The following is a 26706-nucleotide window of genomic DNA, read 5'->3' as shown; positions in this document are numbered from 1 at the left end:
TCATAAACCCGAATTACGTCGGTGAGCATGCACATGTAGGAGCGAGCCTGCTCGCGAAGAACCTGAAGGCGCCGCATTCATCCAGGCAGCCCTCGTCATCGTTGACGTCCATCGCGAGCATGCTCGCTCCTACAGGGGGTACGTTTAACGCTGGTAGCGCTTGTCGCCCCAATCCAACAACCCTTGCAACAACTCTTTCAAGACCACCCGCGTCGGCTCCGCCAAATCCGGTCGGTAACGGAACGGCTCGAACTCTTCCATGTAAGTGCACTGCCCCAACTCCAGCTGCACGGCATGGATATTCTCGGCCGGGTTGCCGTAATGCCGGGTGATATAACCACCCTTGAAGCGCCCGTTCAGTACATGGCTGTACTCCGTGTGACGGGCGCAGATGGCTTCCAGCCCGGTCGCCAGCTGAGGATCGCAACTGGCGCCATTGAAGGTGCCAAGGTTGAAGTCCGGCAGTTTGCCGTCGAACAGGTGCGGGATGATCGAGCGGATGGAGTGGGCATCGAACAACAGCGCGTAGCCGAACTCGGCCTTCAGCCGTGCCAGCTCGTTCTGCAAGGTACTGTGGTACGGCGTCCAGATCTGCTCCAGATAAGTCGCGCGCTCTTCTTTCGAAGGCTCCAGCCCCTCGCGGAACAACGGTATGCCGTCGAACAGCGTCGCCGGGTACAGACCGGTGGTGGCGCCCACGTACAAAGGCTTGTCGTCGGACGGCCGGTTCAGGTCAATGACGAATCGCGAATATTCGGCGGCCAGGGTGCTGGCACCCAGCTCGGCGGCGAAATCGTAAAGCTGCGGGATATGCCAATCGGTGTCCGGCAGGCTTTTCGCGTCGGGAATCAATCCGGCTTCCACCGCCGGGGTCAGACGCACACCGGCGTGGGGCATGCTGATCAGTAGCGGCACGCGGCCTTGTTTGAAGTTCAGAACCTTATCCACAACGCTCTCCTACAGGCTTGTCTCGACGCCGTGACGCACGACGCGTTTTTCCAGGTCACCGCCCAGCCAGTACGACAGATCGGCCGGGCGATCGATTTGCCAGGCAACGAAATCAGCGACCTTGCCGGCTTCCAGCGAGCCGTGGGTAGCGGCCATGCCCAACGCCGTCGCGGCATGGATCGTGGCGCCGGCCAGGGCTTCTTCCGGGGTCATGCGGAAACAGGTGCAGGCCATGTTCAGCATCAGGCGCAGAGACAGGCCCGGCGAGGTGCCCGGGTTGAGGTCGCTGGCGATGGCGATTTTTACCCCGTGTTTACGCAAGGCGTCCATTGGCGGCAACTGGGTTTCGCGCAGGAAGTAGAACGCGCCCGGCAGCAGTACGGCCACCGTACCGGACTCGGCCATGGCAATGGCGTCCTCTTCGGTCATGAACTCCAGATGATCGGCGGACAGGGCGTGGTAACGCGCCGCCAAAGTAGAGCCGTGCAGTGACGAAAGTTGCTCGGCATGCAGTTTCACGGGCAGTCCGAGTTTTTGCGCAGTGACGAATACGCGCTCGACCTGGGCCGGCGAAAACGCCAGGTATTCACAGAACGCGTCCACCGCATCTACCAGCCCTTCTGCAGCCAGGGCCGGCAGCATTTCCGCGCAGATGTGATCGATATAATCGTCGGCGCGATCGGCGTATTCCGGTGGCAAGGCATGCGCCGCAAGGCAGGTGCTGCGCACGCTGACCGGCAGTTCGGCGCCGAGGCGACGCGCCACGCGCAGCATCTTGCGTTCGTTGGCGAGGTCCAGGCCGTAGCCGGATTTGATCTCGATGCTGGTGACGCCATCGCGCATCAGGCTTTTCAGGCGTTTGGCCGCGCTGATGAACAGTTCGTCTTCGCTGGCTGCGCGGGTGGCACGCACGGTGCTGGCAATGCCGCCGCCGGCCGCCGCGATTTGCGCGTAGCTGACGCCTTGCAGACGCTGTTCGAATTCGCCGCTGCGGTTGCCGCCGAAGACCGTGTGGGTATGGCAATCGATCAGGCCCGGGGTCACCCAGGCACCATTCAAATCATTGACCGCCGGGTATTCGCCCGCCGGCAGTTCGGTGCGTGGGCCGACCCATTCGATAAGCGCACCGGATGTCACGATGGCCGCATCCTCGATGATCGAGTAGACGCCTTGGGCCATGGTTGCGACGTGGCAGTGTTGCCAGAGGGTTTTCACTGTTGGCCTCCGTTGGGATTCGTTTGGCGGGGAGCCCTCAAGAGCCCCCTCACCCTAACCCTCTCCCGGAGGGAGAGGGGACTGACCAGGTTGAATGTTCGATGTACTGCGACCTGAAATTTCGAGCCGAACTCAGGCCTGGAAAAACACGAAGATCTAAACCCTTTCCTCATGCGGGTGGGAACTGACCGTGTTGCTTGTCCGGTTTGCATCCACCTGAAACCTCGAGTCGAACCCAGACCTGGAAAAACATGAAGATCTGCTCCCTTTCCTCTTGCGGGAGAGGGAACTGACCGTGGTGTTAGTCAGGTCGGCACCGTCCCTAAACTCGAGTCGAACTCAAACCTGGAAAAACCTGAAGATCTGCTCCCTTTCCTCTTGCGGGAAACGGAACTGACCGTGGTGTTAGTCAGGTCGGCATCGTCCCTAAACTCGAGTCGAACTCAAACCTGGAAAAACCTGAAGATCTGCTCCCTTTCCCCCTCTCCCCCCTGGGGGCGGTCCGACGTGTCGGGAGGGTTGGGGTGAGGGGGTTGGTTCTTACAGGCTCGGCAGCAACTTCGCCGACACCAGTTCGTTCAGGCAGCGCGAAGCCAACAACTCAGTGGCTGCATTAATGTCCGGAGCAAAGAACCGGTCCTTCTCATAAAACGCCACTTCCTTACGCAAAATCGCCCGAGCCTTCTCAAGCGCCGGCGAAGTCTTCAGACCATTACGCAAATCCAGCCCCTGAACCGCCGCCAGCCATTCCACCGCGAGAATCCCGCGGGTGTTTTCGGCCATTTCCCACAGGCGCTTGCCCGCAGCCGGGGCCATGGACACGTGGTCTTCCTGGTTGGCGGAAGTCGGCAGGCTGTCCACCGAATGCGGATGGGACAGTGCCTTGTTTTCGCTGGCCAGTGCCGCAGCGGTCACCTGGGCGATCATGAAGCCGGAGTTCACGCCGCCATTGGCGACCAGGAACGGCGGCAGTTGCGACATGTGCTTGTCCATCATCAGCGAGATGCGGCGTTCGCTCAGGGAGCCGATTTCAGCGATGGCCAGGGCCATGTTGTCGGCGGCCATGGCCACCGGTTCCGCGTGAAAGTTACCGCCGGAAATCACGTCGCCTTCAGCGGCGAACACCAATGGATTGTCCGACACGGCGTTGGCTTCGACAGCCAGCACTTCGGCCGCCTGACGGAACTGGGTCAGGCAGGCGCCCATGACTTGCGGCTGGCAGCGCAGGGAGTACGGGTCCTGGACCTTTTCGCAGTTCTCGTGGGAGTCGGAAACCTCACTGCGTTCGCCGAGCAAATCGCGGTAAGCGGCAGCGGCGTCGATCTGGCCTTTCTGGCCACGGGCGGCGTGGATGCGCGCATCGAACGGCGAGCGCGAGCCCAGCACGGCTTCAACGGTCAGGCCACCGAGGGCCAGGGCGCCGGCGAACAGATCTTCGCCTTCGAACAGGCCACGCAGGGCGAAAGCGGTGGACACCTGAGTGCCGTTAAGCAGCGCCAGGCCTTCCTTCGCAGCCAGGGTCAGCGGGGTCAGACCGGCGACTTTCAGCGCTTCGGTCGCTTCCATCCACTCACCCTTGTAACGCGCCTTGCCTTCACCCAGCAGCACCAGCGACATGTGCGCCAACGGTGCCAGGTCGCCGGATGCACCGACCGAGCCTTTGAGCGGAATGTGCGGGTAAACCTCAGCGTTGATCAGGGCGATCAGCGCGTCGATCACCACCCGGCGGATACCGGAGAAACCACGGCTGAGGCTGTTGACCTTGAGCACCATGATCAGCCGCACCAAGTCATCGCTGATCGGCTGGCCGACACCGGCGGCGTGGGACAGCACCAGCGAGCGCTGCAGGTTTTCCAGGTCTTCGCTGGCGATACGGGTCGAAGCCAGCAGGCCGAAACCCGTGTTGATGCCATAGGCGGTGCGGTTCTCGGCGAGGATCTGCTCCACGCAGGCAACGCTGGCTTCGATCTGCGCCGAGGCGCTGTTGTCTAGGGTCAGTGTCACCGGTTGCTGATAAACGTCACGCAGCTGAGCAAGGCTCAACTGGCCGGGAATTAGGTTTAGGGCAGTCATTTTTGGCTCCTTGTATGAGTTTCGTCTCTTGTGTAAAGAGACCTACCAGTCGCTCCGGAGATATCCGTTGTCCGTCGCCTCCCCCTTTTTAAGGGGGCTGGCGCCTTGGCACGCTGGTTTTGTATGGAAATCAGTTCAGATTCGGTAAGGTTTTGTGCAGCAAATTCGCGTCTTTCAAAACACTGGCAGCGGCGGCAATGTCCGGTGCCAGCCAACGGTCCTGATCATAAGCCGGGACACGCTCGCGCAGCAGACGCCAAGCGGCATCGGTACCAGCGCCAAAACTCTGCTCTTTCAGGAACTCGAATGCCTGGGCCGCCAGCAGATACTCGATAGCGAGGATCTGCGTGCAGTTTTCCAGTGCCTGATGCAGTTTCAAGGCAGCGTTGGTCCCCATGCTCAGGTGATCTTCCTGCAGGCCCGAAGTGACGTAATTGTCGAGCACCGCCGGTTGCGCCAACTGACGGTTTTGCGCACACAGCGAGGCGGCAACGTATTGCACGATCATCATCCCGGAGTTCACGCCCGGGTTGGCCACCAGGAACGCCGGCAATCCGCTGACGTGCGGGTTGATCAGGCGGTCCAGACGACGCTCGGCAATCGAGCCGATTTCCGCCATGGCGATGGCCAGCAGGTCCGCCGCCAGCGCCACGGACTGGCCGTGCGGGTTGGCCTGGGACACCACGCGATAGTTGTCTGGAGTGCCCAGCACCATCGGGTTGTCGCTGATGCCGTTGAGTTCGGTTTCGATCTGCCTGGTCGCATGAACCAGCTGATCACGGGCGGCGCCGTGCACTTGCGGAATAGAACGAATACTCAAGGCATCCTGGGTGCGAATGCCTTTGCTCTGGGCGATGACTTCGCTGCCTTCGAGCAATGCCCGCAGGTTGATACCGACCTGCTGCATGCCCGGGTGCGGCTTGAGCGCGATGATCTCGGCATCGAACGCGTTGATCTGCCCGCGCTGGGCTTCAAAGCTCATGGCGCCGATCACATCAGCCCAGTGCAGCAGGCGCGTGGCGTCGGCAATTGCCAGGCAGCTCAGGCCGGTCATGCACGGCGTGCCGTTGACCAGGCACAGGCCATCTTTGGCGCCAAGCTTGACCGGTTGCAGCCCCTCTTCCGCCAGAGCCTGCTGCGCGGAAACGATCTGGCCGCGATAGCTGACATTGCCGACCCCCAACAGTGAAATACCGATGTGGGCCATGTGAGTCAGGTAGCCGACGGAGCCTTGAGATGGCACTTGTGGGGTGATGCCATGGTTGAGCAACGCCAGCAGCCCTTCGATTACCTGCCGGTGCAGGCCGGACTTGCCGTGGCTGTAATTGATAATCGCGGCGCAGATGATTGAGCGGGTCTGCTCGTCGGTCAGCGGCGCGCCGACGCCGCAGGCGTGACTGAGCAAAGTATTGCGCGACAACTGGCTGAGTTGCTCGTCCTGCAGCGAGACGTTGCACAGCGCGCCCAGGCCGGTGTTGATGCCGTAGGCATTCTCGCCGCTGGTGACGATGCGCTGGACGATGGCTTGGGCGTTTTCGATGCGTGCCCAGATCGGTGCCGACAGCTCAAGCCGTGCGCCATGACGAGCAACGGCGACCACGTCCTGCCAAGTGACCTGCGCTTCGGTGATAACGATTTTTTCAGCCTGGGACATTTTGAACCTCATCCAAATATTGATGCAGCTTCACCGCCGCCTTCGCGAGCAAGCCCGCTCCCACAGGGGGATTGCATTCCAAATGTGGGAGCGGGCTTGCTCGCGAAGGGGCCCGAACAGCCACCGAACATCCCTTAAACCACCGCCGCCCGGCGCTGCACAAAGCGGTCGACATACTCATCCGCCGGCGAATGCAGGATCTCTCGCGGCGTGCCGACCTGGATCAGGCGCCCGTCCTTGAGGATCGCAATGCGGTTGCCGATGCGCACGGCCTCGTCGAGGTCGTGAGTGATGAACACGATGGTCTTGTGCAGGGTCTTTTGCAGCTCCAGCAACTGGTCCTGCATCTCCGCACGAATCAGCGGATCAAGGGCGCTGAACGCTTCGTCCATCAGGATGATGTCAGTGTCCGCCGCCAAAGCACGGGCCAGGCCCACACGTTGACGCATGCCGCCGGAGAGCTGATGCGGGTATTTGTTTTCGTAGCCCTTCAGGCCCACGGTGTTGATCCAGTGCAGCGCGCGTTCGCTGCACATGGCCTTGCTCTCGCCACGTATCTTCAGGCCATAGGCGACGTTGTCCAGCACGCTCTTGTGCGGCAACAGGCCGAAGCTCTGGAATACCATGCTGATCTTGCGCCGACGAAATTCGCGCAGGGCGTCCATGTCGTATTGCAGGATGTCCACGCCGTCCACCAGGATCGCACCGCTGGTCGGGTCGATCAGGCGGTTGAAGTGACGCACCAGTGTGGACTTGCCGGAACCCGACAGGCCCATGATCACGAAGATCTCGCCGCTGCCGATGCTCAACGACAGGTCGTTCACGCCGACCACGCAGCCGGTTTCGGACAATACCTGGTCCTTGGTCTTGCCCTGGCCGATCATGGCCAGCGCATCCTTGGAACGGTTGCCGAAAATCTTGAAGACGTTTTTGACTTCGATCTTGCTCACGGTTGCGTTGTTCATTTGCTCACCTCATGCCGTGCACGACCGTACGCCTGTGTAATGCGGTCGATCACCACAGCCAGAATCACGATCGCCAGACCGGCTTCAAGGCCACGTCCGACGTTGAGGGTCTGAATCCCCACCAGCACGTCTTCACCCAGGCCACGGGCGCCGATCATCGAGGCAATCACTACCATCGACAGGGCCATCATGGTGGTCTGGTTGATGCCCGCCATGATGCTCGGCAGGGCCAGCGGCAGTTGCACACCGAACAATTGCTGCCAGCGGTTGGCACCGAAGGCGTTGATCGCTTCCATCACTTCGCCGTCAACCTGGCGAATGCCCAGATCGGTCAGGCGGATCAACGGTGGCGCGGCGTAGATCACCGTGGCGAAAATCGCCGGGACCTTGCCCAGGCCGAACAGCATCAGTACCGGGATCAGGTACACGAAACTCGGCATGGTCTGCATGATGTCGAGCAACGGCATCAGCACCGAACGCAGGCGATTGCTGCGGGCCGAGAGAATGCCCAGCGGAATGCCGATCAGCACCGAAATGATCGTCGCCACCATCATCAGCGCCAGGGTTTGCATCAATTTGTCCCAGAGGCCGACCGCGCCGACCAGGAACAACAGACCGACGATCACGGCGGTGGTCACCACCTTACGTGTCGCGTGCCAGGCCACGCCCGCCACGATGGCCAGCATCAGCCACCAGGGCGCAGCGCGCAGCAACCCTTCAAGATTGACGATGGCCCACAACAGAGTGTCGGAGATGTGCCGGAACACGTCACCGTAGTTGGTGACCAGCGAATCGACCCAACTGTTGACCCAGTCGGCGATGGAAAAGGTAAAGCTTTCGGGAAACATAAGAGACTCTCAATCAAGGGGTTGCGATCAAGCCTCCGACTGCCGGTTACGACAGTCGGAGAGGCCGGACCTACAAGGCCGCGTCGATTTTCTTGGCTGCGTCTTCACTAACCCACTGGTGCCAGACTTCAGGATGTTCCTTCAGGAAGATCTTGGCCAGTTTTGGTGATTCGATCCGCTCCTTGGCCATGCGACCGAGGTTCTCGTTCAGCAGCTCGATTGGAACGTTGACCTTTTCCAGCACGGCCACCAGCTCCGGCGCTTCGTCGTGGAAAGTCTTGGACAGACCGACCTTGATATCCACGGCCTTGTTCACGCCTGGTTTCTCTTCAAGTTTCACGACGTCGATCTGGCCCATCAGCGGCGTTGGCGACCAGTAGTAAAACAGGATCGGCTCGCCACGCTTGTAGCTCGACAGCACCGCGGCATCCAGCGCCGGGCCGGTGCCTGGACGGAAGTTGGTGTAGGTGCTTTCCAGGCCGTAGCTTTTCAGCATTTCGCTGTTGTCGAGCTCACAGGTCCAGCCGGCCGGGCAGTTGTAGAAACGGCCCTTGGATGGCTCTTCGGCGTCTTTGAATACCGCCGCATATTTGCCCAGATCGGCAATGTTCTTCAGGTCCGGCGCCTTGGCTTCCAGCTTGCGCTTGGCGTCGCCTTCGATCACATAGCGCGGTACGTACCAGCCTTCGATGGCGCCGACAATAGGAGCGCCGATACCAACGACTTTGCCGGCCTTCTCGGCCTTGTTCCAGACCTCGCTGCGACCGACCCACTCTTCGGCAAACACCTGGATATCGTTACTGCTCAGGGCGTTTTCCATGGTAATGGAGTTGCCGGGCAGGCTGTCGGTCTTGCAGTCGTAGCCTTTCTCCAACACGACTTGCAGCACATCAGTCAGCAACATGGCGCTTTCCCAGTTCAGGCCGGCAAACTTCACCGGTTTGCCGGACTCGCACCAGCCCGCCGCCTGAGTGGCGCCAGCGCTGGCCAGCAGGCCCATGGAAAGCAACGTGGTCAGCAGGGTCTTGTTCGATTTCATTATTGTGACGCTCCTAATCATGAATTGGCTTACGGCAGTCAAGAGGCATCCAGCCCTGTCCACATCCAATCAGGCCTGCGCCGCGGCGCGACCGACACTCAGCTTTTGTTCGATATCGCGTCCTGCTCGACGGCAGGAACAAACGATCCAGGATTGCGCTTTGACTCAACCGGGAATTCGTTGTGAAACCGTTTTCCATGGCGCTGCTTTTTTTGTGGGAGCGGGCTTGCTCGCGAAAGCGGCGTGCCAGCCAGTACAGATGTTGAATGTACCGGCCTATTCGCGAGCAAGCCCGCTCCCCCACAAAGCAGTTTCCACAGGCTAGTTTTATTTGCCGGTAATCATCGGCAGGTTCAGCCCTTGTTCCTTGGCGCAGTCAATCGCGATCTGGTAGCCCGCGTCGGCATGGCGCATGACACCGGTCGCCGGGTCGTTGTGCAGGACGCGAGCGATACGCTCGGCCGCTTCGTCAGTACCGTCGCAGACAATCACCATGCCCGAGTGCTGGGAGAAGCCCATGCCGACGCCGCCGCCGTGGTGCAGGGAAACCCAGGTCGCGCCGCTTGCGGTGTTGAGCAGTGCGTTGAGCAGTGGCCAGTCGGACACGGCGTCGGAACCATCCTGCATCGATTCGGTTTCACGGTTCGGGCTCGATACGGAACCGGAGTCCAGGTGATCCCGACCGATCACGATGGGCGCGGACAACTCGCCGCTGCGGACCATTTCGTTGAACGCCAGGCCGAGCTTGGCGCGCAGACCCAGGCCAACCCAGCAGATACGTGCCGGCAAGCCCTGGAAGCTGATGCGCTCGCGGGCCATGTCCAGCCAGTTGTGCAGGTGAGCGTCGTCCGGGATCAGCTCCTTGACCTTGGCGTCCGTCTTGTAGATGTCTTCAGCGTTACCCGAGAGCGCAGCCCAACGGAACGGGCCGATGCCACGACAGAACAGCGGACGGATGTAGGCCGGTACAAAGCCTGGGAAGTCGAATGCGTTTTCCACGCCTTCTTCTTGCGCCATCTGACGGATGTTGTTGCCGTAGTCGAAAGTCGGTACGCCCATTTTCTGGAAGTCGAGCATCGCTTTAACGTGTACGGCCATCGATTGCTTGGCGGCTTTGATTACAGCGGCTGGTTCAGTCTTGGCGCGTTCGCGGTATTGATCCCAGGTCCAGCCGGCCGGCAGGTAGCCGTTGAGCGGGTCGTGGGCGCTGGTCTGGTCAGTGACCATGTCCGGGCGAACGCCGCGCTTGACCAGTTCCGGCAGGACTTCTGCCGCGTTGCCCAGCAGGGCGATGGAAATCGCTTTACCTTCGGCGGTGTATTTGGCAATGCGGGCCAGAGCGTCGTCGAGGTCGGTGGCTTGTTCATCGACGTAACGGCTTTTCAGGCGGAAATCGATGCTGACCTGCTGGCATTCGATGTTCAGCGAGCACGCACCGGCCAGGGTTGCGGCCAGAGGCTGGGCGCCGCCCATGCCGCCCAGGCCAGCGGTCAGTACCCATTTGCCTTTCAGGTCATCGTTGTAGTGCTGACGACCGGCTTCGACGAAGGTTTCGTAGGTGCCTTGGACGATGCCCTGGCTGCCGATGTAGATCCAGCTGCCGGCGGTCATCTGGCCGTACATGGCCAGGCCTTTGGCATCGAGTTCGTTGAAGTGCTCCCAGCTCGCCCAGTGCGGCACCAGGTTGGAGTTGGCGATCAATACGCGCGGTGCGTTGCTGTGAGTCTTGAACACGCCGACCGGCTTGCCGGATTGCACCAGCAGGGTCTCGTCGTCGTTCAGGTTGGTCAGGCTTTCAACGATCTTGTCATAGCATTCCCAGTTACGTGCCGCACGACCGATGCCACCGTAAACCACCAGCTCCTTAGGGTTCTCGGCGACTTCCGGGTCGAGGTTGTTCATCAGCATGCGCAACGGCGCTTCGGTCAGCCAGCTTTTGGCGGTCAACTTGTTACCGCGGGCAGCGCGGACTTCGACGTCACGAAACTTGGTCATCTTGTTGTCAGTCACGAAAGAAACTCCTCAGCGATCAATCCAAACCAACCCTGGCGGTGGGTAAGCCAGCCTGCGCGCGTCAAAGCGCCACAAGCGAATCAGTGGACGTTGCGGGGAGTCTCGGTCGACTCATACGCATACGTCTTTACTTGTACATACAAGCATATGCAATCGAGCGGCCAACTTGCTGGATGCGCAGTGGAGAAAAATTCTGAAACAGCTGGAGAGCGCCTGAAACAGGGGTTCTGGCGAAAATGAATTTTTTCTGGGGGATATTCTGCAAGCGATGTTGGTTGTTACTTGAACGTGGTTTTGCGCCACGCTGGGGCGTTCGGTAACAAAGTAGTGCGGGTTTTGAAACAAGAAATGTGAATGCTTTTGTGGTGAGGGGGCTTGCCCCCGTTCGACTGCGAAGCAGTCGCAAACCGACTTGTGCGGTGCATCCGAAAAGATTCGGCCGCAGGCTTTGGGGCCGCTCGGCGACCCAACGGGGGCAAGCCCCCTCACCACAATGAAATTTCGCTAGCAGCTGGATCAGTGTGCAGCCAGCTCAATCACACAGCAGTCAGCGTTGACGCCGATCTCGACCAACCCATTGTTACCGACCAGTTGCAGACAATCATGCCGACCCAGTTTCGAAGCGCCGTTACCGACCACCACTTCCAGCGCATCGCTGATGCTGAACACCAACACGGTGCCCGCCGAACTGAAGAACCGCTGCTCCCCCTTCAACCACTGCAACCGCGCGGCATAACGCTGCGGCGCATAAATCAGGTTGAAGTCGCGAATCGGACTACCCAGTAATGTGCAGGACACGTGGCTTTCGCCACTGAAGGCAAACGGATCCAGTGGTAACAGTGCTCGAGTGTTCCGACCATCCACCGACAGGGTCATGCCGTCGCCCTGCAACACGGTGATGATCCGCTCGTAACCGGCAAACATGGAAAACCCGCCCGATTCACCGATATCGGCAATCGACAAGCGCCAGCCGAAACCATCCAGGCCGGTGCCGGCATCGCGGGTGATTTCTTCGGTGCTGCCGCCGCCGTTTTTCCATGCCATGCGCGGGTAATCCTTGGCGCGTAAAACTTTCAATTCGCTCATTTGTGGAACCGACCTTCAAGACGATGACGGGAACCAGGGTGGATAAGACGAGCGGCGGTCACCGGCTGTCGGCCGGACCATGTGCGACGACGGATCAGCAGGCACGGCTCGCCTTTTTCAATCTGCAGCAATTTGCATTCGGACGACTCGGCCAGGATCGCCTCGACCACGTGCTCGCCTTCGGTCAGCGGCGCGACCTGGTTCAGATAGGCATATGGCGTTTGCAGGGTGAAATCCTGCTTGAGGTAGTCCGGCGCGACCAGCGCATTGACGAAGCGATCTTCGATTTGCACCGGAATATCGTTTTCGAAATGCACGATCAGCGAGTGGAAGACTTTCTGGCCTTCACGCATGTCCAGGGCCAGCGCACGCTCGGAACCGGCGGCCTCTTCTTCAAGCGTGATGACCTGACAGGTGTGGCGATGCCCACGGGAAGCGATTTCGTCGGCGATGTTGTGTACTTCAAACAGCGCTGACTGGCTTTTGGGCTCGGCGACGAACGTACCGACGCCCTGCATGCGCACCAGCAGACCATCGGCGGTCATCTCGCGCAGGGCACGGTTGATGGTCATGCGGCTGAAGCCCAACTGGCTGACCAGCTCGCTTTCCGACGGCACGCGGTAATGCGGCGGCCAGTTTCCACTGTCGATTTGCTGGGTGATCATTTGTTTGACGCGGGCGTACAAGGGCGCCGGACTGTCGCCCATGTTCGCGGCCAACGGAGAGACTGGAGGCGGAGTCGGCACGGTTGATCCCTGTTATTTGTTGGAAGATTGCTAGCTTGCCGGAGTTTACCGGGCAGGCAAACGTCTGTATATGTATATACAAATAACACACGATGGGGTGCTGAACCATGTCCGCCTTCTTTGCCGAACGCGCGCTGCTGCCTAGTGGATGGGCCAACAATGTACGTCTTGAGGTCAGCGCCGATGGCGTCTTGACCCATATCCAGGCCGATTCACATGCAGATGGCGCCGAACGGCTGAGCGGTCCGCTGCTGCCGGGCATGCCGAATCTGCACTCTCACGCCTTCCAGCGCGCCATGGCCGGGCTGGCGGAAGTGGCGGGGAATCCGAACGACAGTTTCTGGACCTGGCGCGACTTGATGTATCGCCTCGTCGGAAAGATCAGCCCGGAGCAACTCGGTGTGATCGCCCGTCAGCTGTATATCGAAATGCTCAAGGCCGGTTACACCTCGGTCGCGGAATTTCATTACGTACACCACGACACCAATGGCCAGCCTTATGCCGATCCGGCCGAGCTGGCCCTGCGCATCAGCCAGGCAGCCAGCTCCGCCGGGATCGGCCTGACCCTGTTGCCGGTGCTCTACAGCCATTCCGGGTTCGGTGGCCAGACGCCGAACGAAGGCCAGCGCCGCTTCATCAACAGCACCGAAAACTATCTCAAACTGCAATCGCGATTGCAGCCGCTGCTGGCGCAGCAACCGGCGCAGTCCCTGGGTTTGTGTTTCCACTCGTTGCGCGCGGTGACTCCGCAGCAGATCAGCGAAGTACTGGCGGCCAGCGACAAGCAGTGCCCGGTGCATATTCATATCGCCGAACAGCAGAAAGAAGTCGACGATTGCCTGACCTGGAGCGGTCGTCGCCCGCTGCAGTGGCTGTACGAAAATACCGAAGTCGACCAGCGCTGGTGCCTGGTCCACGCCACCCACGCCAACCCGGAAGAAGTCACGCTGATGGCCAGGAGTCGCGCCATCGCCGGCCTGTGCCTGACCACCGAAGCCAACCTCGGCGACGGGATTTTCCCGGCGGTGGATTTCCTGGCCCAAGGCGGGCGCATGGGCATCGGTTCCGACAGCCATGTGTCGTTGAGCGTGGTGGAAGAGTTGCGCTGGCTGGAATATGGCCAGCGTCTGCGTGACCAGCGTCGTAACCGTTTGTATGGCGCGGATCAGCCGATGGTCGGCCGTACCTTGTTCGACGCCGCGCTGGATGGCGGAGCGCAGGCACTGGGCCAGCCGATTGGTGCTCTGGAGGTTGGTAAACGCGCCGACTGGCTGGTGCTCGACGGTAACGACCCGTACCTGGCGACGGCAGATGGTGACGGGATTCTCAATCGCTGGCTGTTTGCCGGAGGCGATCGTCAGGTGCGCGATGTGCTGGTCAACGGCCAGTGGGTGGTGCGAGACGGGCGCCATGCGGCTGAGGAAGAAAGCAATCGCGCTTTCACCCAGGTCCTGCGCGAACTACTGGGCTGACAAGAAACAAAAAGTGGGAGCGGGCTTGCTCGCGAAGGGGCCGTAACACTCAACATCTTCATTGAATGTTAAACCGCCTTCGCGAGCAAGCCCGCTCCCACATTGGTTATGTGGCGAGGTTTATCAGTTTGAGGTCTCGGCCATCTGCGTGTCAGACGTACGCCAGATCAACCGGGTCGTGTCGTACCCTTGCTGACGCGCCTTGCTCAGCAGCTCCTCGCGAACAACGCCATTAACCTTCGGTGTGCGTGACAACAGCCACAGATACTTGCGACTCGGGTCACCGACAATGGCCGTCTTGTAGTCGTCGCTGACGTACAACACCCAGTACTCACCTTTCGCCACGCCCGGTATCAGCCTGGAGAACCAGGTATCGAACTCGACCCACAATTTGTCGGTCTTGCCTGGCACCTGTGGATAAGCCGTGCCCTTGACCTCTTTCCATTGCCACTGCGCTGTCAGGCAACGGTTCAGCACCGCTACTTTGCCGTCAGGCAAGAGCGTGTAATGGGCCTCCGATTGTGCGCACTCGTTCTGGAAGAACATCGGCAGACGGGCCAATTCGTACCAGGTGCCCTGATAGCGCTTGAGGTTGACGCTGTTGGCAGTCTTGGGCGCCAACGGATCCTGGCCAGACGTGGCACAGCCAGCCAACACCAGGCTGGCAAAAAGGATGATCAATAACCGCTTCATTATTCTTCTCCCGTGGGCACGTAGCCCCGGTTTACTTCAGGCCTTGGCCGGAAAACATCAGCACTTTGTCACCGGCGAACTGCACACTGATAAAGCTTTTCTGGTCGCCCCAGGTACAGCTGGACATGCCGAGCGCGCCTGAACAATCGGTGGGTTTGCCCAGCAGGGTCTCGACTTCTGTCTTGGCCATACCGGCCGAGAGCTTCGAGTAATTTTCCTGATTGACCTTGCTGCATGCAGCCAGCAGCACGCAGAACGAAAGCAGGGCGATGGATCGCAGCGACATGGTGTAACTCCGGGTACGAGGATATTGGCATGGCTGCCAAGCTGAAGCTTAGAAGTGAAAACCCCCATCTGGTTCCCTGCCCGGCAGGCTATTTATTGGTCCACTCGTCTGCCTTTTGCCGAAATATCAGCGACTTTCCCGCCCTTTGGGATATTTCGCCGGTTTTAATTGAAACGGCCTAATCTTTGGCGCTGCCCAGTCGACATAAATGCAACGCAAAACCACGCCCGTGGCCCTTGCCCCCCTTTTTTGTTGACCAGCCCTTCTGCGGTAGCGCACCCAATGACCCGAAACATGAAGTTCAGCCACAAGATCTTGCTGGCTGCCGCCCTCGTGGTGGCCGTCGCATTCGCTTGTTTCATCCTGTTCAACGACTATCGCCAGCGCCAGACCCTGCGCAGCAGTACCGAAGCTTCGATGCAGGAACTCGGCAGCCTGACCACCAGCAACATCCAGACCTGGCTGGAAAGCCGCATGCAGTTGCTGCAATCGATGGCGCAACAGGTCAGCGCCGACGGCAATGCCGCTGCCAGCCTGAAACGCATCATCGACCTGCCCGCCTACACCGCCAATTTCCAGCTCAGTTATTTCGGTGGTGCCGACGGCGTGATGTTCTCGGTCCCGGCGGGCAACCGCGCGGCGGATTACGACCCGCGCGCCCGCGGCTGGTACAAGGCCGCCAACGGCGCCCAACAAACCATCGTCACCGAGCCTTACATCGCGGCCTCTTCCGGCAAACTGGTCATCACCGTGGCAACCCCGGTGCAACACCAGGGCCAGATGATCGGCGTCGCCGGTGCCGACATCGACCTGTCCAGCGTCAGCGCGACCATCAACTCGCTGAACTTCGGTGGGCACGGCCATGCGTTCATCGTCAGTGCCGACGGAAAGATCCTGATCCACCCGGACAGCAAACTGGTGCTCAAAAGCCTGAGCGAGGCCTACCCGGGCGACACACCAAAAGTCCGCCCGGGCATGCAAGAAGTGGAGATCGACGGCAAGCGCCAGTTCATCACCTTTACACACGTCAACGGCGCGCCGTCGGCGGACTGGTTCGTCGGCCTGGTGCTCGACCAGGACACCGCCTTCTCGATGCTCAGCGAATTCCGTACCTCGGCGATCATCGCCATGGTCATCGCCGTGGTGATCATCATCGTCCTGCTGGGTATCTTGATCAGCCTGCTGATGCAGCCGCTGCTGACCATGGGCCGAGCCATGCATGACATCGCCGAAGGCGATGGTGACCTGACCAAACGCCTGACCATTCACGGTCATGACGAGTTTGGCGCGCTGGGCCTGTCGTTCAACCGTTTCGTCGAACGCATCCACGCCTCGATCATCGAAGTTTCGTCCGCCACCGGCCAGGTCAACGAAGTGGCGTTGCGCGTGGTGGCGGCTTCGAACTCGTCGATTTTCAACTCTGACCAGCAAGCCTCGCGCACCAGCAGTGTCGCCGCTGCGATCAATCAGCTTGGCGCCGCCGCGCAGGAAATCGCCCAGAACGCCGCCCTCGCCTCCCAGCATTCGAGCGACGCCCGCTCCCTGGCCGAAGATGGCCAGCAGGTTGTGGATAAAACCATCGCGGCGATGCAGCAGCTCTCGGCGAAGATCAGCGACTCGTGCGGCAACATCGAGACGCTCAACAGCAACACGGTCAACATCGGGCAGATTCTGGAAGTAATCACCAGCATCTCCCAGCAGACCAACCTGCTGGCACTGAACGCGGCGATCGAAGCGGCCCGCGCCGGTGAAGCTGGACGTGGTTTTGCGGTAGTGGCCGATGAAGTGCGCAACCTCGCCCATCGCACCCAGGATTCAGCGCAACAAGTACAGACAATGATCGAAGAGCTGCAGGTCGGTGCCCGGGCGGCGGTTAGCATCATGACCGACAGCCAACGGCAGAGCGAAAGCAGCGTAGGTATCGCCAACCAGGCTGGAGAACGACTGGGCAGCGTGACCCAGCGCATCGGTGAGATCGACGGCATGAACCAGTCGGTGGCGACCGCCACTGAGGAGCAGACGGCTGTGGTGGAGTCGATCAATGTCGACATTACCGAGATCAATACGCTGAATCAGGAAGGCGTGGAGAACCTGCAGGCTACCCTGCGAGCGTGCGCCGATCTTGAGCAGCAGGCGGCGCGATTGAAGCAGTTGGTGGGTAGTTTCCGGATCTGAAGATCAAGAGCCAGGATCAAGAGCTACCCCCTCACCCCAACCCTCTCCCCCAAGGGGGAGAGGGTGAAAGGGAGCCGATCTTCGATGCTTTCGAATCCTGAGTTCGACTGACGAGTTTCGCGTCGATGTATCCAGACTAAACACCTAGGTCAGCCTCCTGTCCCCCAATGGGGAGAAGGGAAAGGGAGCCGATCTTCGATGCTTTCAAATCCTGAGTTCGACTGACGAGTTTCAGGTCGATGTTTCCAGACTAAACACCTCGGTCAGTCCCCTGTCCCCCAATGGAGAGAGGGAAAAGGGAGCCGATCTTCGATGCTTTCGAATCCTGAGTTCGACTGAAGAGTTTCAGGTCGATGTATTCAGACTAAACACCTCGGTCAGTCCCCTCTCCCCCTGGGAGAGGGCTAGGGTGAGGGGTAGCTTTAGAAGCGCGACCCAGGCTGCGAAAGAAACGCCAATTCCTCAGCCGTAGATTCGCGCCCCAACACCGCATTGCGATGGGGAAACCGTCCAAACTGCGCGATCACTTTCTGATGCCGCTCGGCAAAGTCCAGGTAATCGGCAAACAGGGCCTGATCAGCCCCGGGCTGCTGCGCGACCAGATCGATGTACCGGGAGACACCTTCGTTCTGCACCGCGAGGTTCTCGCTGTGCTCGAACACCAGGTAGATGAACACCCGCTCAATTGGCTGCAACTGTCGGTCGAAATCCGCAGCAATGCCCTGGGCCACCAGCTTTTGCGCCCGCAGATCACCTGCAAAGGCTTTGGGAGTATCACGGAAGATCATGCGCGGGATTTGATCGAGCAACAGCACCAGAGCCAGCCAACCTTCGGGACGTTGCATCCACTCGGTCAATCCGCCGGCCAGTGCCTGCTCGACCTGGCCCCCGAAACGCTCTCGCGCTTCGAGGTCCTGGCTGTCGCGCTTGCCAAACCACAACTTGCCCTTCTGCGCCGCCACTTCGCTCGCTGACCCGGAACTCCCGAACCACCAATCAAGCAACGGCTGCCAAGGGGCGTTCATGGATTATTCCTTATGGTAAGCCGTGGCGCGTGCAACTTCTTCCTTCGAGCCGAGGAACACCGCTACACGCTGGTGCAGGCCGTCAGGCTTGATGTCGAGGATGCGCTGGTGACCGTCGGTGGACGCGCCACCCGCTTGTTCCACCAGGAACGACATCGGGTTGGCTTCGTACATCAGGCGCAGTTTGCCCGGCTTGGACGGCTCGCGGCTGTCACGTGGGTACATGAACAGACCGCCACGGGTCAGGATGCGGTGCACATCGGCGACCATCGCAGCAACCCAACGCATGTTGTAGTTCTTTTTCAGCGGGCCTTCTTCGCCTGCCAGCAGTTCGCTGACGTAGCGTTGTACCGGGGCTTCCCAGTGGCGCTGGTTGGACATGTTGATGGCGAATTCCTGGGTCGATTCAGGAATGGTGATGTTTTCGTGGGTCAGTACGAAACTGCCCATTTCACGATCCAGGGTGAAGCCTTTCACGCCGTCGCCCAAGGTCAGGATCAGCATGGTCTGTGGACCGTAGATCGCGTAACCGGCGGCCACTTGCTGGGTACCAGGCTGAAGGAAGGCCTTTTCATTCAAAGGTTCGTTCTGGCTCAGGTATTCGTTCGGGCAACGCAGCACCGAGAAGATCGTGCCGACCGGGGCGTTGATGTCGATGTTCGACGAGCCGTCCAGCGGGTCGAATACCAGCAGGTACGCACCTTTCGGGTACTTGCCCGGGATCTGGTAGGCGTTGTCCATTTCTTCGGACGCCATGCCGGCCAGGTGACCGCCCCATTCGTTGGCTTCGAGCAGGATCTCGTTGGAGATCACGTCGAGCTTCTTCTGCACTTCGCCCTGGACGTTTTCAGTGCCCATGCTGCCCAGAACGCCGCCGAGGGCGCCTTTGGACACGGCGTGGTTGATCTCCTTGCAGGCACGCGCCACCACTTCGATCAGGAAGCGCAGATCGGCAGGAGTGTTGTTGCTACGGGTCTGCTCAATCAAATAGCGACTCAAGGTAACGCGGGACATGGAAGGCTCCGGAGGAATGGGGGGGCTAAAAACCCGCGCAGTTTAACGCGAGTCGGGGCGCATTTCCTCCCATCAGACGTAATCCGCTAAAGAGAGTTCATGCGCCGGGGTGAGCGTAGTTGGAAATGGCCCGAATGTGAGGGGCCAAGCAGCAGCCATTTCGGCAAATCTGGCGACAGAATGCCCTGCCCCCTACCCCCTGCAGGAGCGAGCATGCTCGCGATGGACGCCAAGGCAACGCGGGCCATCAGGCAACACGCGTTATCGTTAACGGCCATCGCGAACATGCTCGCTCCTACAGATACAGGGATCAGTGCTGAGGGAATTTATTCCAGCGCCTTCCAGATATCCGTCGCGTACTCACGAATGGTCCGGTCGGAGGAGAACCAGCCCATCCGCGCCGTGTTCAATACAGCAGAGCGCCACCACTCTTTCGAGTCGTGCCAATGGGCCTCGACGCGCATTTGTGCATTCCAGTAGGAGTCAAAATCGGCACAAACCAGGAAGCGGTCATAATCCACCAGCGAATCGATCAGCCCGGCGTAACGGGACGGATCATCCGGCGAGAACACCCCGCCGCGTATTGCTTGCAGCACATCGTTGAGACGATGGGACGCGGCGATGTCCGGCACTGCACTGAACTCATGGTTCTGTTTGCGCGCTTCCACCTGCTGGGCGCTGAGCCCGAAGATGAACATGTGCTCGTCACCGATGCGATCGCACATTTCCACGTTGGCACCGTCCAGGGTACCGATGGTCAGGGCGCCGTTCAGGCCGAATTTCATGTTACTGGTGCCCGAGGCTTCGAAACCGGCGGTGGAAATCTGCTCGGACAAATCCGCCGCCGGAATGATGCTCTCCGCCAGGCTGACGTTGTAATTGGGCAGAAATACCACCTTGAGCAAACCGCGCACGGTTGGATCGTTGTTGACCACCCGGGCAATGTCATTGGTCAGCTTGATGATCAGCTTGGCCTGGTGATAACTGGCCGCCGCCTTGCCGGCGAAGATTTTCACCCGGGGCACCCAGTCGATTTCCGGCTCTGCACGAATCGCCTGGTAGAGCGCCACGGTGTGCATCAGGTTGAGTAGTTGACGTTTGTATTCGTGAATCCGTTTGACCTGTACGTCGAACATCGCTGCCGGGTTGACCGCAACACCCAGCCGCTCATGAATCAGATACGCCAGGGCTTTTTTACTGTGCAGCCGTTGTTCGGCGAACGACTTGCGGAACGCACTTTTCTCGGCGAATGGCTCAAGGGCGAGCAAGCGCTCCTCAGGGTTATCCAGCAAGTCCGGACCAAGAGCGTCAACCAGCATCGAGGTCAGCTCGGGGTTGGCCTGATACAGCCAGCGACGGAAAGTGATGCCGTTGGTCTTGTTGTTGATCCGCTCCGGATAGAGCTTGTGCAGCTCGGAGAACACCGTTTTGCGCATCAACTGCGTGTGCAGCCCCGATACGCCGTTGACACTGTGAGAGCCGAGAAACGCGAGGTTGCCCATGCGCACTCGACGGCCATTGTCTTCCTCGATCAGCGAGACCGCGCGCAGTACGTCGAAGTCATGGATGCCCTTGGCCCGCAGCGAGTCGATGTGCTGGGCGTTGATCAGATAAATGATCTGCATGTGCCGCGGCAGCATGCGCTCCATCAGGCCGACCGGCCAGGTTTCCAGCGCCTCGGGCAACAGTGTGTGGTTGGTGTAGGACAGCGTATCGACGGTGATCTGCCACGCTGCGTCCCAGGCCACGTCGTAGACGTCGACCAGTTGCCGCATCAATTCGGCCACGGCAATCGAGGGGTGCGTGTCGTTGAGCTGGATCGCCGCATGGTCGCCCAGGGTCAACACCGAGGTGTGCATGTTGCGATGGCGACGCAGCAGGTCCTGCAGGGATGCGGCCACGAAGAAGTACTCCTGGCGCAGCCGCAGCTCCTGCCCGGCCTCGGTACTGTCCGCCGGGTAAAGCACCCTGGAAATACTTTCCGCCCGGGCCACCTCGGCCACGGCGCCCAGGTGGTCGCCGGCGTTGAAGCGTTCCAGGTGCAGATCTTCCATGGCCCGGGCCCGCCACAGGCGCAGGGTGTTGACGCTCGCTCCGCGCCAGCCGACCACCGGGGTGTCGTAGGCAATCGCCCGCACGGTTTCCGCCGGGGACCAGATTTGTCGGGCTTTGCCAGCGTCGTCGGTCAGGGTTTGTACGCTGCCGCCAAAACCGATGGGGTAAACCACTTCCGCCCGCTCGAACTCCCAGGGGTTGCCGAAATCCAGCCAGTGCTCGGTCTGCTCCTGCTGCCAGCCGTCGACGATGGCCTGGCGGAACAAGCCATGTTCATAACGGATGCCATAGCCATGGCCGGCGATGCCGAGGGTCGACATGCTTTCCATGAAACACGCCGCCAGCCGGCCGAGGCCACCGTTGCCCAGGGCTGCATCAGGCTCCAGCAGGCGGATGCGCTCCAGGTCGACGCCAAGCTCGGTGAGGGCCTCACGGGCAACATCGAGCAGGCCGAGGTTGCTCAGACTGTCGTAGAGCAGCCGGCCGATGAGAAATTCCAGGGAGAGGTAATAAACGCGCTTCTGACCTTTACGGTAGATTTGCCGCGTGTGGTCCATCCAGTGCTCGACCATGTGGTCGCGCGCGGCCAGGGCAATGGCCTCGAACCAGTCGTGATCGAAGGCGTGATCCGGGTCTTTGCCTACCGCGTAGGTCAGTTTGGTCAAGACGGCGTCGCGGAATGCGGCCACCTCTGCTTCGCGAACAAGTGGTTCTTGAGTCATCGATAAGACCTCGAGCGAGCTTGGGTTGTCTGAGCCTAGACGGTCTGACAGGCGGTAGAGGCTCCGGTTCGGCAGTATTTCCCCTGTGTGCGATTTCAGGCTTGGCGTAAGCCTGAAAGAATGCAGGGCTCGTGCCGTTTTTTCAGTCGCTGAACCTGAATGTGAAAAAATCTGGCGAAAGGTTGTTCAAAAATCCACCAGTCCCGGTATCATCGCGCGCCCTGATGCACACACGCCTGGTAATTCCCGATGATGAAGCCCAACCTGATTGCCGCCGCCGAGATCGACCGTCTCGATACGTGGGCCAAATATTCGGCCCCGATGTGCGGCTCTTGTGTGTCCAGCTGCTGCACGCTGCCGGTCGAGGTCAAGATCAAGGATCTGGTGCGCATCGGCGTGGTCGACGAGTTCGAACTGGGCGACCCGCCGAAGAACATTGCCAAGCGCCTGCAAAAGGAAGGGCTGGTTGAGCGATTCAACCAGAAATCCGGAATTTTCACCCTCCAGCGCATGAGCAACAACGATTGCTACTACCTGGATCGTAAGAGCCGCCTGTGCACCATTTATGACAAGCGTCCCGACACCTGCCGCAACCATCCGAAAATCGGCCCGCGGCCGGGGTATTGCGCGTACAAGCCCAAGGAAGTGGAGCGTGAGCGGAATTCGCGGAGTATCGAGCGGTTCTGAGTAAGGCCGGATATGAGCGGCGGGCTTCAGACCTGCACCCTCACCCCAGCCCTCTCCCAGAGGGAGAGGGAGCCGACCGAGGTGTCTTGAGCTATCCATCGACCTGACAATACGAGCCGATTGTGGATTCAGAAGCCCTTTTGGGATGCCTGCGCTACCCATCGACCTGATAACGCGAGTCGGTTATGGATTCGGCAGAGCTCTTTCAGGTCGATAAATTTCTGCAGCATCCCACGATCAGTCCCCTCTCCCAGGGGGAGAGGGCCAGGGTGAGGGGAAAACGCCTCACAACATTTCCCCCAGACAAACAAAAACGCCCCCGGTCTCTCGACCGGGGGCGTTTTCATTTCAGCTCAGGCTAAAACATCAAGCCTTGGCTTTCTTGGCAGCGCGGGTACGCTCGCTTTCGTCCAGGATCTTCTTGCGAAGACGGATGGACTTAGGAGTTACTTCACACAGCTCGTCGTCCTGGATGAATTCCAGAGCCTGTTCCAGGGTGAAGCGAACAGGTGGAACCAGAGCGATGGTTTCGTCTTTACCCGAAGCACGCATGTTGTCGAGCTTCTTGCCCTTGGTAGGGTTAACGCCCAGGTCGTTGTCACGGCTGTTCAGACCAACGATCTGACCGTTGTAGATTTCCTGACCGTGTTCTACGAACAGCTTGCCACGCGCCTGCAGGGTTTCCAGGGAGTAGGTCAGTGCCTTGCCGGTTTCAACCGAAACCAGAACGCCGTTCTGACGGCCGGACATGTCGCCGGACTTCATGGTGTCGTAACGATCGAAGATCGAGGTCAGGATGCCAGCACCGTTGGTCAGGGTCAGGAACTGGTTACGGAAACCGATCAGACCACGAGCAGGGATGTTGTATTCCAGACGTACACGGCCTTTGCCATCCGGCACCATGTTGGTCAGGTCGCCTTTACGCAGGCCCATCTCTTCCATCACCTTGCCCTGGGATTCTTCCGGCAGGTCGATGGTGACGTTTTCGAACGGTTCGTGCTTCACGCCGTCTACCAGACGGATGATCACTTCCGGACGGCCTACAGCCATTTCGAAGCCTTCGCGACGCATGGTTTCGATCAGTACCGAGAGGTGCAGTTCGCCACGGCCGGAAACCTTGAACTTGTCAGCCGAGTCGCCTTCTTCAACGCGCAGTGCAACGTTGTACAGCAGCTCTTTGTCCAGACGTTCCTTGATGTTACGGGAAGTCACGAACTTGCCTTCTTTACCGCAGAATGGCGAGTCGTTTACCTGGAAGGTCATGGAAACGGTTGGCTCGTCGACGGTCAACGGCTTCATCGCTTCAACGGTGTCCGGGTGGCACAGGGTGTCGGAGATGAACAGCGAGTCCATACCGCTGATGCACACGATGTCGCCTGCAGCAGCTTCTTCAACGTCTACACGGTGCAGACCGTGGTGACCCATCAGCTTCAGGATACGACCGTTACGCTTCTTGCCGTCGGCGCCGATAGCGACAACCGGGGTGTTCGGCTTGACGCGACCACGAGCGATACGGCCAACACCGATAACACCCAGGAAGCTGTTGTAGTCCAGTGCGGAGATCTGCATCTGGAACGGACCATCACGGTCAACAGCCGGCGCCGGTACGTTGTCGACGATCGACTGGTACAGCGGGGTCATGTCTTCAGCCATTTCGGTGTGGTCCAGACCGGCAATACCGTTCAGGGCCGAGGCGTAGACGACTTTGAAGTCCAGCTGTTCTTCGGTGGCACCCAGGTTGTCGAACAGGTCGAAGATCTGGTCCAGAACCCAGTCCGGACGCGCGCCTGGACGGTCAACCTTGTTGATGCACACGATCGGACGCAGGCCGGCTTCGAAAGCCTTCTTGGTCACGAAACGGGTTTGCGGCATAGGGCCGTCTTGAGCGTCAACCAGCAGCAGAACGGAGTCAACCATCGACATAACGCGTTCAACTTCGCCGCCGAAGTCGGCGTGGCCCGGGGTGTCCACGATGTTGATGTGGTAGCCGTTCCAGTTGATGGCGGTGTTTTTCGCCAGAATGGTAATACCGCGCTCTTTTTCCTGGTCGTTGGAGTCCATCACGCGCTCGTCGTTGAGCTCGTTGCGCTCCAGAGTGCCGGATTGACGCAGGAGTTTGTCTACCAGGGTGGTTTTACCATGGTCAACGTGAGCAATGATGGCGATGTTGCGTAGATTTTCGATCACTTGTGTATCTCGATCAGAGGATTCGGTGTGCTGACAAGTCTTGGCAGCGATTTACAGTAGAGTCAGGCCTTGCCGTTACAGCTTGACGGCGGCGTCGGGGGGCCGGTGACGCAAGCCACAGGCAAACAGCCCCGGGCACTTAGCTCGGTCGATAAACGCGCACATTGGCATGCCCCTCACTGAGCAAATGGTGGGCATGCAGGCGACTCATCACGCCTTTGTCGCAATAAAGCAGGTACTGGCGAGTAGGGTCCAGTTCCTTGAAACGAGCGTTCAGTGCATAAAACGGCATCGTTTGTACCTCGATGCCAGCAAGGTCCAGCGGGTCGTCTTCAGCGGCATCCGGGTGACGGATATCGATGACGATCTGACCGGCCAGCGCTTCGCTGACTTCTTCAATTTGAACATCCTGGCCCAATTCATCGATCACCCGATCGATCGGTACCAGCTTGGCGTTTTCGAGCGCACGCTCGAGTACCGCCATATCGAATTCTTTCTCTTCATGCTCGACGCGATGGCGCTTGGCTGCGGTCTTCGGATTGACCGAGATGACGCCGCAGTATTCCGGCATGTGCCGGGCGAAATCAGCAGTGCCGATCTCGTTGGCCAGGTCGATGATGTCCTGCTTGTGGCTGGCGATGAGCGGACGCAAGACCAGTTTCTCGGTCACGCAGTCGATCACGTTCAGGTTCGGCAATGTCTGGCTCGAAACCTGGGAGATCGCCTCACCGGTCACCAACGCCTCAATGTGCAGTCGATCGGCAATTTGGGAGGAAGCGCGCAACATCATACGCTTCAATACTACGCCCATATGACTGTTATCGACTTTGCCGAGAATTTCGCCCAGCACTTCCTCGAACGGCACACTGACAAATAGCACGCGTTGGGAGCTGCCGTACTTCTTCCAGATGAAATGCGCGACTTCCATGACGCCCAGTTCGTGGGCACGTCCGCCCAGATTGAAGAAGCAGAAATGCGCCATCAGGCCGCGACGCATGATCTGGTAGGCCGCCACAGTGGAGTCGAAGCCGCCGGACATCAGAACGAGCGTCTGTTCCAGGGCTCCCAGCGGATAACCGCCGATGCCGGTGTGCTGGCTGTGGATCACGAACAACCGTTGGTCGCGAACTTCGATGCGGACTTCGATTTCGGGCTTTTTCAGGTCGATTCCGGCGGCACCGCACTGGCGGCGCAACTGGCTGCCGACGTATTTCTCGATGTCTATGGAGCTAAATGGGTGCTTGCCGGCGCGTTTGCAACGGACCGAGAAAATCTTCCCGGCCAGTGCATCGCCGTAGTGCTGCTTGCACTTCTCGACGATGTCGTCGAAGTCACCCAGCGGGTACTCGTCGATCTGCAGGAAATGCGCGATGCCCGGCATGCAGCTCAGGCGTTCGCCCATCTCTTTCAGGGCCTTGGGATCGCTGACGCGGGTTTCCAGCTCGAGGTTGTCCCACACACCGTTCACCACCACAGCCGGGTCCAGATCGCGGAGCACGGCACGGATGTTCTTGGCCAACTGACGGATGAAACGCATCCGTACCGGGCGGCTCTTGATGGTGATCTCGGGGAAGACTTTTACGATTAATTTCATGGAAACAGCGCGCGCAGGGCCTGCCGAAAAAGGGGGGCGCGGATTATAGCGGAAATTGCTCAAGGTTTAACCAGTTAATGTGCAGAAGGTTTTACATGCACCAAAACAGGTCATTTGTCGCCTTCGACGCAACATTACAGGGCGGGATTTTCTTCCTTAAAGGCCAATATGCCCTGATAAGCGAGATTTTGGGGCAAAAAACCCATGCT

The 26706-nt window shown here is 59.6% G+C and carries 21 protein-coding genes and 1 pseudogene; 5 read left to right on the top strand and 17 right to left on the bottom strand.

Translation table 11 applies throughout. The features are described 5' to 3' along the window. Positions 1-144 precede the first annotated feature (144 nt). The 10 genes from hutG to hutC form a co-directional block, all read right to left on the bottom strand. Positions 145-948: an N-formylglutamate deformylase gene (gene hutG / locus KW839_RS10055; protein ID WP_218424225.1), complete on the bottom strand. Its 804-nt coding sequence runs from the start codon at positions 946-948 to the stop codon at positions 145-147. A 9-nt stretch (positions 949-957) separates the two neighbouring features. Continuing rightward, positions 958-2163: an imidazolonepropionase gene (gene hutI, locus KW839_RS10050; protein WP_060542590.1), complete on the bottom strand. Its 1206-nt coding sequence runs from the start codon at positions 2161-2163 to the stop codon at positions 958-960. A gap of 540 nt (positions 2164-2703) precedes the next feature. Next, positions 2704-4236 carry a histidine ammonia-lyase gene (gene hutH / locus KW839_RS10045; protein ID WP_218424224.1) on the bottom strand — a complete coding sequence of 511 codons (1533 nt, stop codon included), beginning with the start codon at positions 4234-4236 and terminating at the stop codon, positions 2704-2706. Between the two features lie 130 nt (positions 4237-4366). Then, a complete protein-coding gene (hutH, locus tag KW839_RS10040) occupies positions 4367-5890 on the bottom strand; it encodes a histidine ammonia-lyase (protein ID WP_218424223.1) in 1524 nt (507 codons plus the stop codon). Between the two features lie 134 nt (positions 5891-6024). Further along, the gene (locus tag KW839_RS10035) at positions 6025-6855 is read right to left on the bottom strand and encodes a glycine betaine/L-proline ABC transporter ATP-binding protein (protein ID WP_060542587.1); all 831 of its coding nucleotides are present in this window, start codon (positions 6853-6855) and stop codon (positions 6025-6027) included. Continuing rightward, a complete protein-coding gene (locus KW839_RS10030; protein WP_008018927.1) occupies positions 6852-7703 on the bottom strand; it encodes a proline/glycine betaine ABC transporter permease in 852 nt (283 codons plus the stop codon). The genes KW839_RS10035 and KW839_RS10030 overlap by 4 nt, the downstream gene beginning before the upstream one ends. Positions 7704-7773: 70 nt before the next feature. Beyond that, positions 7774-8742, bottom strand: a complete 969-nt coding sequence (locus tag KW839_RS10025; protein WP_060542586.1) for an ABC transporter substrate-binding protein — start codon at positions 8740-8742, stop codon at positions 7774-7776. Between the two features lie 327 nt (positions 8743-9069). Beyond that, positions 9070-10737 carry a urocanate hydratase gene (gene hutU / locus KW839_RS10020; RefSeq protein WP_156465531.1) on the bottom strand — a complete coding sequence of 556 codons (1668 nt, stop codon included), beginning with the start codon at positions 10735-10737 and terminating at the stop codon, positions 9070-9072. 534 nt (positions 10738-11271) lie between these two features. Further along, positions 11272-11841 carry a HutD family protein gene (locus KW839_RS10015; RefSeq protein WP_218424222.1) on the bottom strand — a complete coding sequence of 190 codons (570 nt, stop codon included), beginning with the start codon at positions 11839-11841 and terminating at the stop codon, positions 11272-11274. After that, entirely contained in the window at positions 11838-12548 is a 711-nt protein-coding gene (gene hutC, locus KW839_RS10010) for a histidine utilization repressor (RefSeq protein WP_177336984.1), read from the bottom strand. Before hutC ends, KW839_RS10015 begins: the two co-directional genes overlap by 4 nt. Before the next feature lie 146 nt (positions 12549-12694). On the opposite strand from hutC, the gene KW839_RS10005 reads away from it, so the two are divergent. Next, on the top strand, positions 12695-14059 hold the full coding sequence (locus tag KW839_RS10005; protein ID WP_060542582.1) for a formimidoylglutamate deiminase: 1365 nt from the start codon (positions 12695-12697) through the stop codon (positions 14057-14059). Between the two features lie 123 nt (positions 14060-14182). On the opposite strand, the gene KW839_RS10000 is transcribed toward KW839_RS10005, so the two are convergent. Beyond that, complete coding sequence (locus KW839_RS10000) at positions 14183-14752, bottom strand: lipocalin family protein (RefSeq protein ID WP_060542581.1); 570 nt, start codon at positions 14750-14752, stop codon at positions 14183-14185. Positions 14753-14783: 31 nt separating this feature from the next. Continuing rightward, positions 14784-15038 carry a hypothetical protein gene (locus KW839_RS09995; protein WP_060542580.1) on the bottom strand — a complete coding sequence of 85 codons (255 nt, stop codon included), beginning with the start codon at positions 15036-15038 and terminating at the stop codon, positions 14784-14786. A 29-nt stretch (positions 15039-15067) separates the two neighbouring features. Here KW839_RS09995 and KW839_RS09990 point away from each other — a divergent pair, with 29 nt between their 5' ends. The 3 genes and pseudogenes from KW839_RS09990 (at position 15068) to KW839_RS28085 (ending at position 17213) form a co-directional block, all read left to right on the top strand. Then, positions 15068-15220 carry a hypothetical protein gene (locus KW839_RS09990; RefSeq protein WP_156465520.1) on the top strand — a complete coding sequence of 51 codons (153 nt, stop codon included), beginning with the start codon at positions 15068-15070 and terminating at the stop codon, positions 15218-15220. A 100-nt stretch (positions 15221-15320) separates the two neighbouring features. Beyond that, positions 15321-16358: pseudogene (locus tag KW839_RS28090) on the top strand (cache domain-containing protein); the annotation flags it as partial. A 54-nt stretch (positions 16359-16412) separates the two neighbouring features. Continuing rightward, positions 16413-17213, top strand: a complete 801-nt coding sequence (locus KW839_RS28085) for a methyl-accepting chemotaxis protein (RefSeq protein WP_371318065.1) — start codon at positions 16413-16415, stop codon at positions 17211-17213. Between the two features lie 422 nt (positions 17214-17635). Here KW839_RS28085 and KW839_RS09980 read toward each other — a convergent pair whose 3' ends face one another. The 3 genes from KW839_RS09980 to KW839_RS09970 form a co-directional block, all read right to left on the bottom strand. Continuing rightward, on the bottom strand, positions 17636-18238 hold the full coding sequence (locus KW839_RS09980; protein ID WP_060542578.1) for a DUF924 family protein: 603 nt from the start codon (positions 18236-18238) through the stop codon (positions 17636-17638). Between the two features lie 3 nt (positions 18239-18241). Beyond that, positions 18242-19252 (bottom strand): class 1 fructose-bisphosphatase, encoded by a 1011-nt coding sequence (locus tag KW839_RS09975; RefSeq protein WP_218424220.1) that lies wholly within the window; start codon positions 19250-19252, stop codon positions 18242-18244. A gap of 326 nt (positions 19253-19578) precedes the next feature. Next, complete coding sequence (locus KW839_RS09970; RefSeq protein ID WP_218424219.1) at positions 19579-22029, bottom strand: glycogen/starch/alpha-glucan phosphorylase; 2451 nt, start codon at positions 22027-22029, stop codon at positions 19579-19581. 249 nt (positions 22030-22278) lie between these two features. Between KW839_RS09970 and KW839_RS09965 the strand changes: the two genes are divergently transcribed. Further along, on the top strand, positions 22279-22716 hold the full coding sequence (locus tag KW839_RS09965; RefSeq protein WP_060542575.1) for a YkgJ family cysteine cluster protein: 438 nt from the start codon (positions 22279-22281) through the stop codon (positions 22714-22716). A 366-nt stretch (positions 22717-23082) separates the two neighbouring features. On the opposite strand, the gene typA is transcribed toward KW839_RS09965, so the two are convergent. Next, entirely contained in the window at positions 23083-24903 is a 1821-nt protein-coding gene (gene typA / locus KW839_RS09960; protein ID WP_060542574.1) for a translational GTPase TypA, read from the bottom strand. A gap of 139 nt (positions 24904-25042) precedes the next feature. Next, entirely contained in the window at positions 25043-26497 is a 1455-nt protein-coding gene (thiI, locus tag KW839_RS09955; protein ID WP_060542573.1) for a tRNA uracil 4-sulfurtransferase ThiI, read from the bottom strand. Between the last annotated feature and the right edge of the window lie 209 nt (positions 26498-26706).

Source organism: Pseudomonas sp. PDM31 (assembly GCF_019218965.1).
Lineage (GTDB): Bacteria > Pseudomonadota > Gammaproteobacteria > Pseudomonadales > Pseudomonadaceae > Aquipseudomonas.
Note: the sequence above shows the minus strand (reverse complement) of the source record. Positions and strands in the feature narration are given on the sequence as shown.

What these genes read in the sequence shown, in the direction of transcription:
- hutH (WP_218424224.1), bottom strand. Translation starts at nt 4,236, where the DNA reads ATGACTGCCCTAAACCTAATTCCCGGCCAGTTGAGCCTTGCTCAGCTG.
- KW839_RS09970 (WP_218424219.1), bottom strand. Translation starts at nt 22,029, where the DNA reads ATGACTCAAGAACCACTTGTTCGCGAAGCAGAGGTGGCCGCATTCCGC.
- KW839_RS10015 (WP_218424222.1), bottom strand. Translation starts at nt 11,841, where the DNA reads ATGAGCGAATTGAAAGTTTTACGCGCCAAGGATTACCCGCGCATGGCA.
- KW839_RS09965 (WP_060542575.1), top strand. Translation starts at nt 22,279, where the DNA reads ATGATGAAGCCCAACCTGATTGCCGCCGCCGAGATCGACCGTCTCGAT.
- KW839_RS10000 (WP_060542581.1), bottom strand. Translation starts at nt 14,752, where the DNA reads ATGAAGCGGTTATTGATCATCCTTTTTGCCAGCCTGGTGTTGGCTGGC.
- KW839_RS10025 (WP_060542586.1), bottom strand. Translation starts at nt 8,742, where the DNA reads ATGAAATCGAACAAGACCCTGCTGACCACGTTGCTTTCCATGGGCCTG.
- thiI (WP_060542573.1), bottom strand. Translation starts at nt 26,497, where the DNA reads ATGAAATTAATCGTAAAAGTCTTCCCCGAGATCACCATCAAGAGCCGC.
- KW839_RS09975 (WP_218424220.1), bottom strand. Translation starts at nt 19,252, where the DNA reads ATGTCCCGCGTTACCTTGAGTCGCTATTTGATTGAGCAGACCCGTAGC.
- KW839_RS10035 (WP_060542587.1), bottom strand. Translation starts at nt 6,855, where the DNA reads ATGAACAACGCAACCGTGAGCAAGATCGAAGTCAAAAACGTCTTCAAG.
- hutC (WP_177336984.1), bottom strand. Translation starts at nt 12,548, where the DNA reads ATGGGCGACAGTCCGGCGCCCTTGTACGCCCGCGTCAAACAAATGATC.
- KW839_RS09990 (WP_156465520.1), top strand. Translation starts at nt 15,068, where the DNA reads ATGGCTGCCAAGCTGAAGCTTAGAAGTGAAAACCCCCATCTGGTTCCC.
- hutU (WP_156465531.1), bottom strand. Translation starts at nt 10,737, where the DNA reads ATGACCAAGTTTCGTGACGTCGAAGTCCGCGCTGCCCGCGGTAACAAG.
- KW839_RS09995 (WP_060542580.1), bottom strand. Translation starts at nt 15,038, where the DNA reads ATGTCGCTGCGATCCATCGCCCTGCTTTCGTTCTGCGTGCTGCTGGCT.
- KW839_RS10005 (WP_060542582.1), top strand. Translation starts at nt 12,695, where the DNA reads ATGTCCGCCTTCTTTGCCGAACGCGCGCTGCTGCCTAGTGGATGGGCC.
- KW839_RS10030 (WP_008018927.1), bottom strand. Translation starts at nt 7,703, where the DNA reads ATGTTTCCCGAAAGCTTTACCTTTTCCATCGCCGACTGGGTCAACAGT.
- KW839_RS09980 (WP_060542578.1), bottom strand. Translation starts at nt 18,238, where the DNA reads ATGAACGCCCCTTGGCAGCCGTTGCTTGATTGGTGGTTCGGGAGTTCC.
- hutH (WP_218424223.1), bottom strand. Translation starts at nt 5,890, where the DNA reads ATGTCCCAGGCTGAAAAAATCGTTATCACCGAAGCGCAGGTCACTTGG.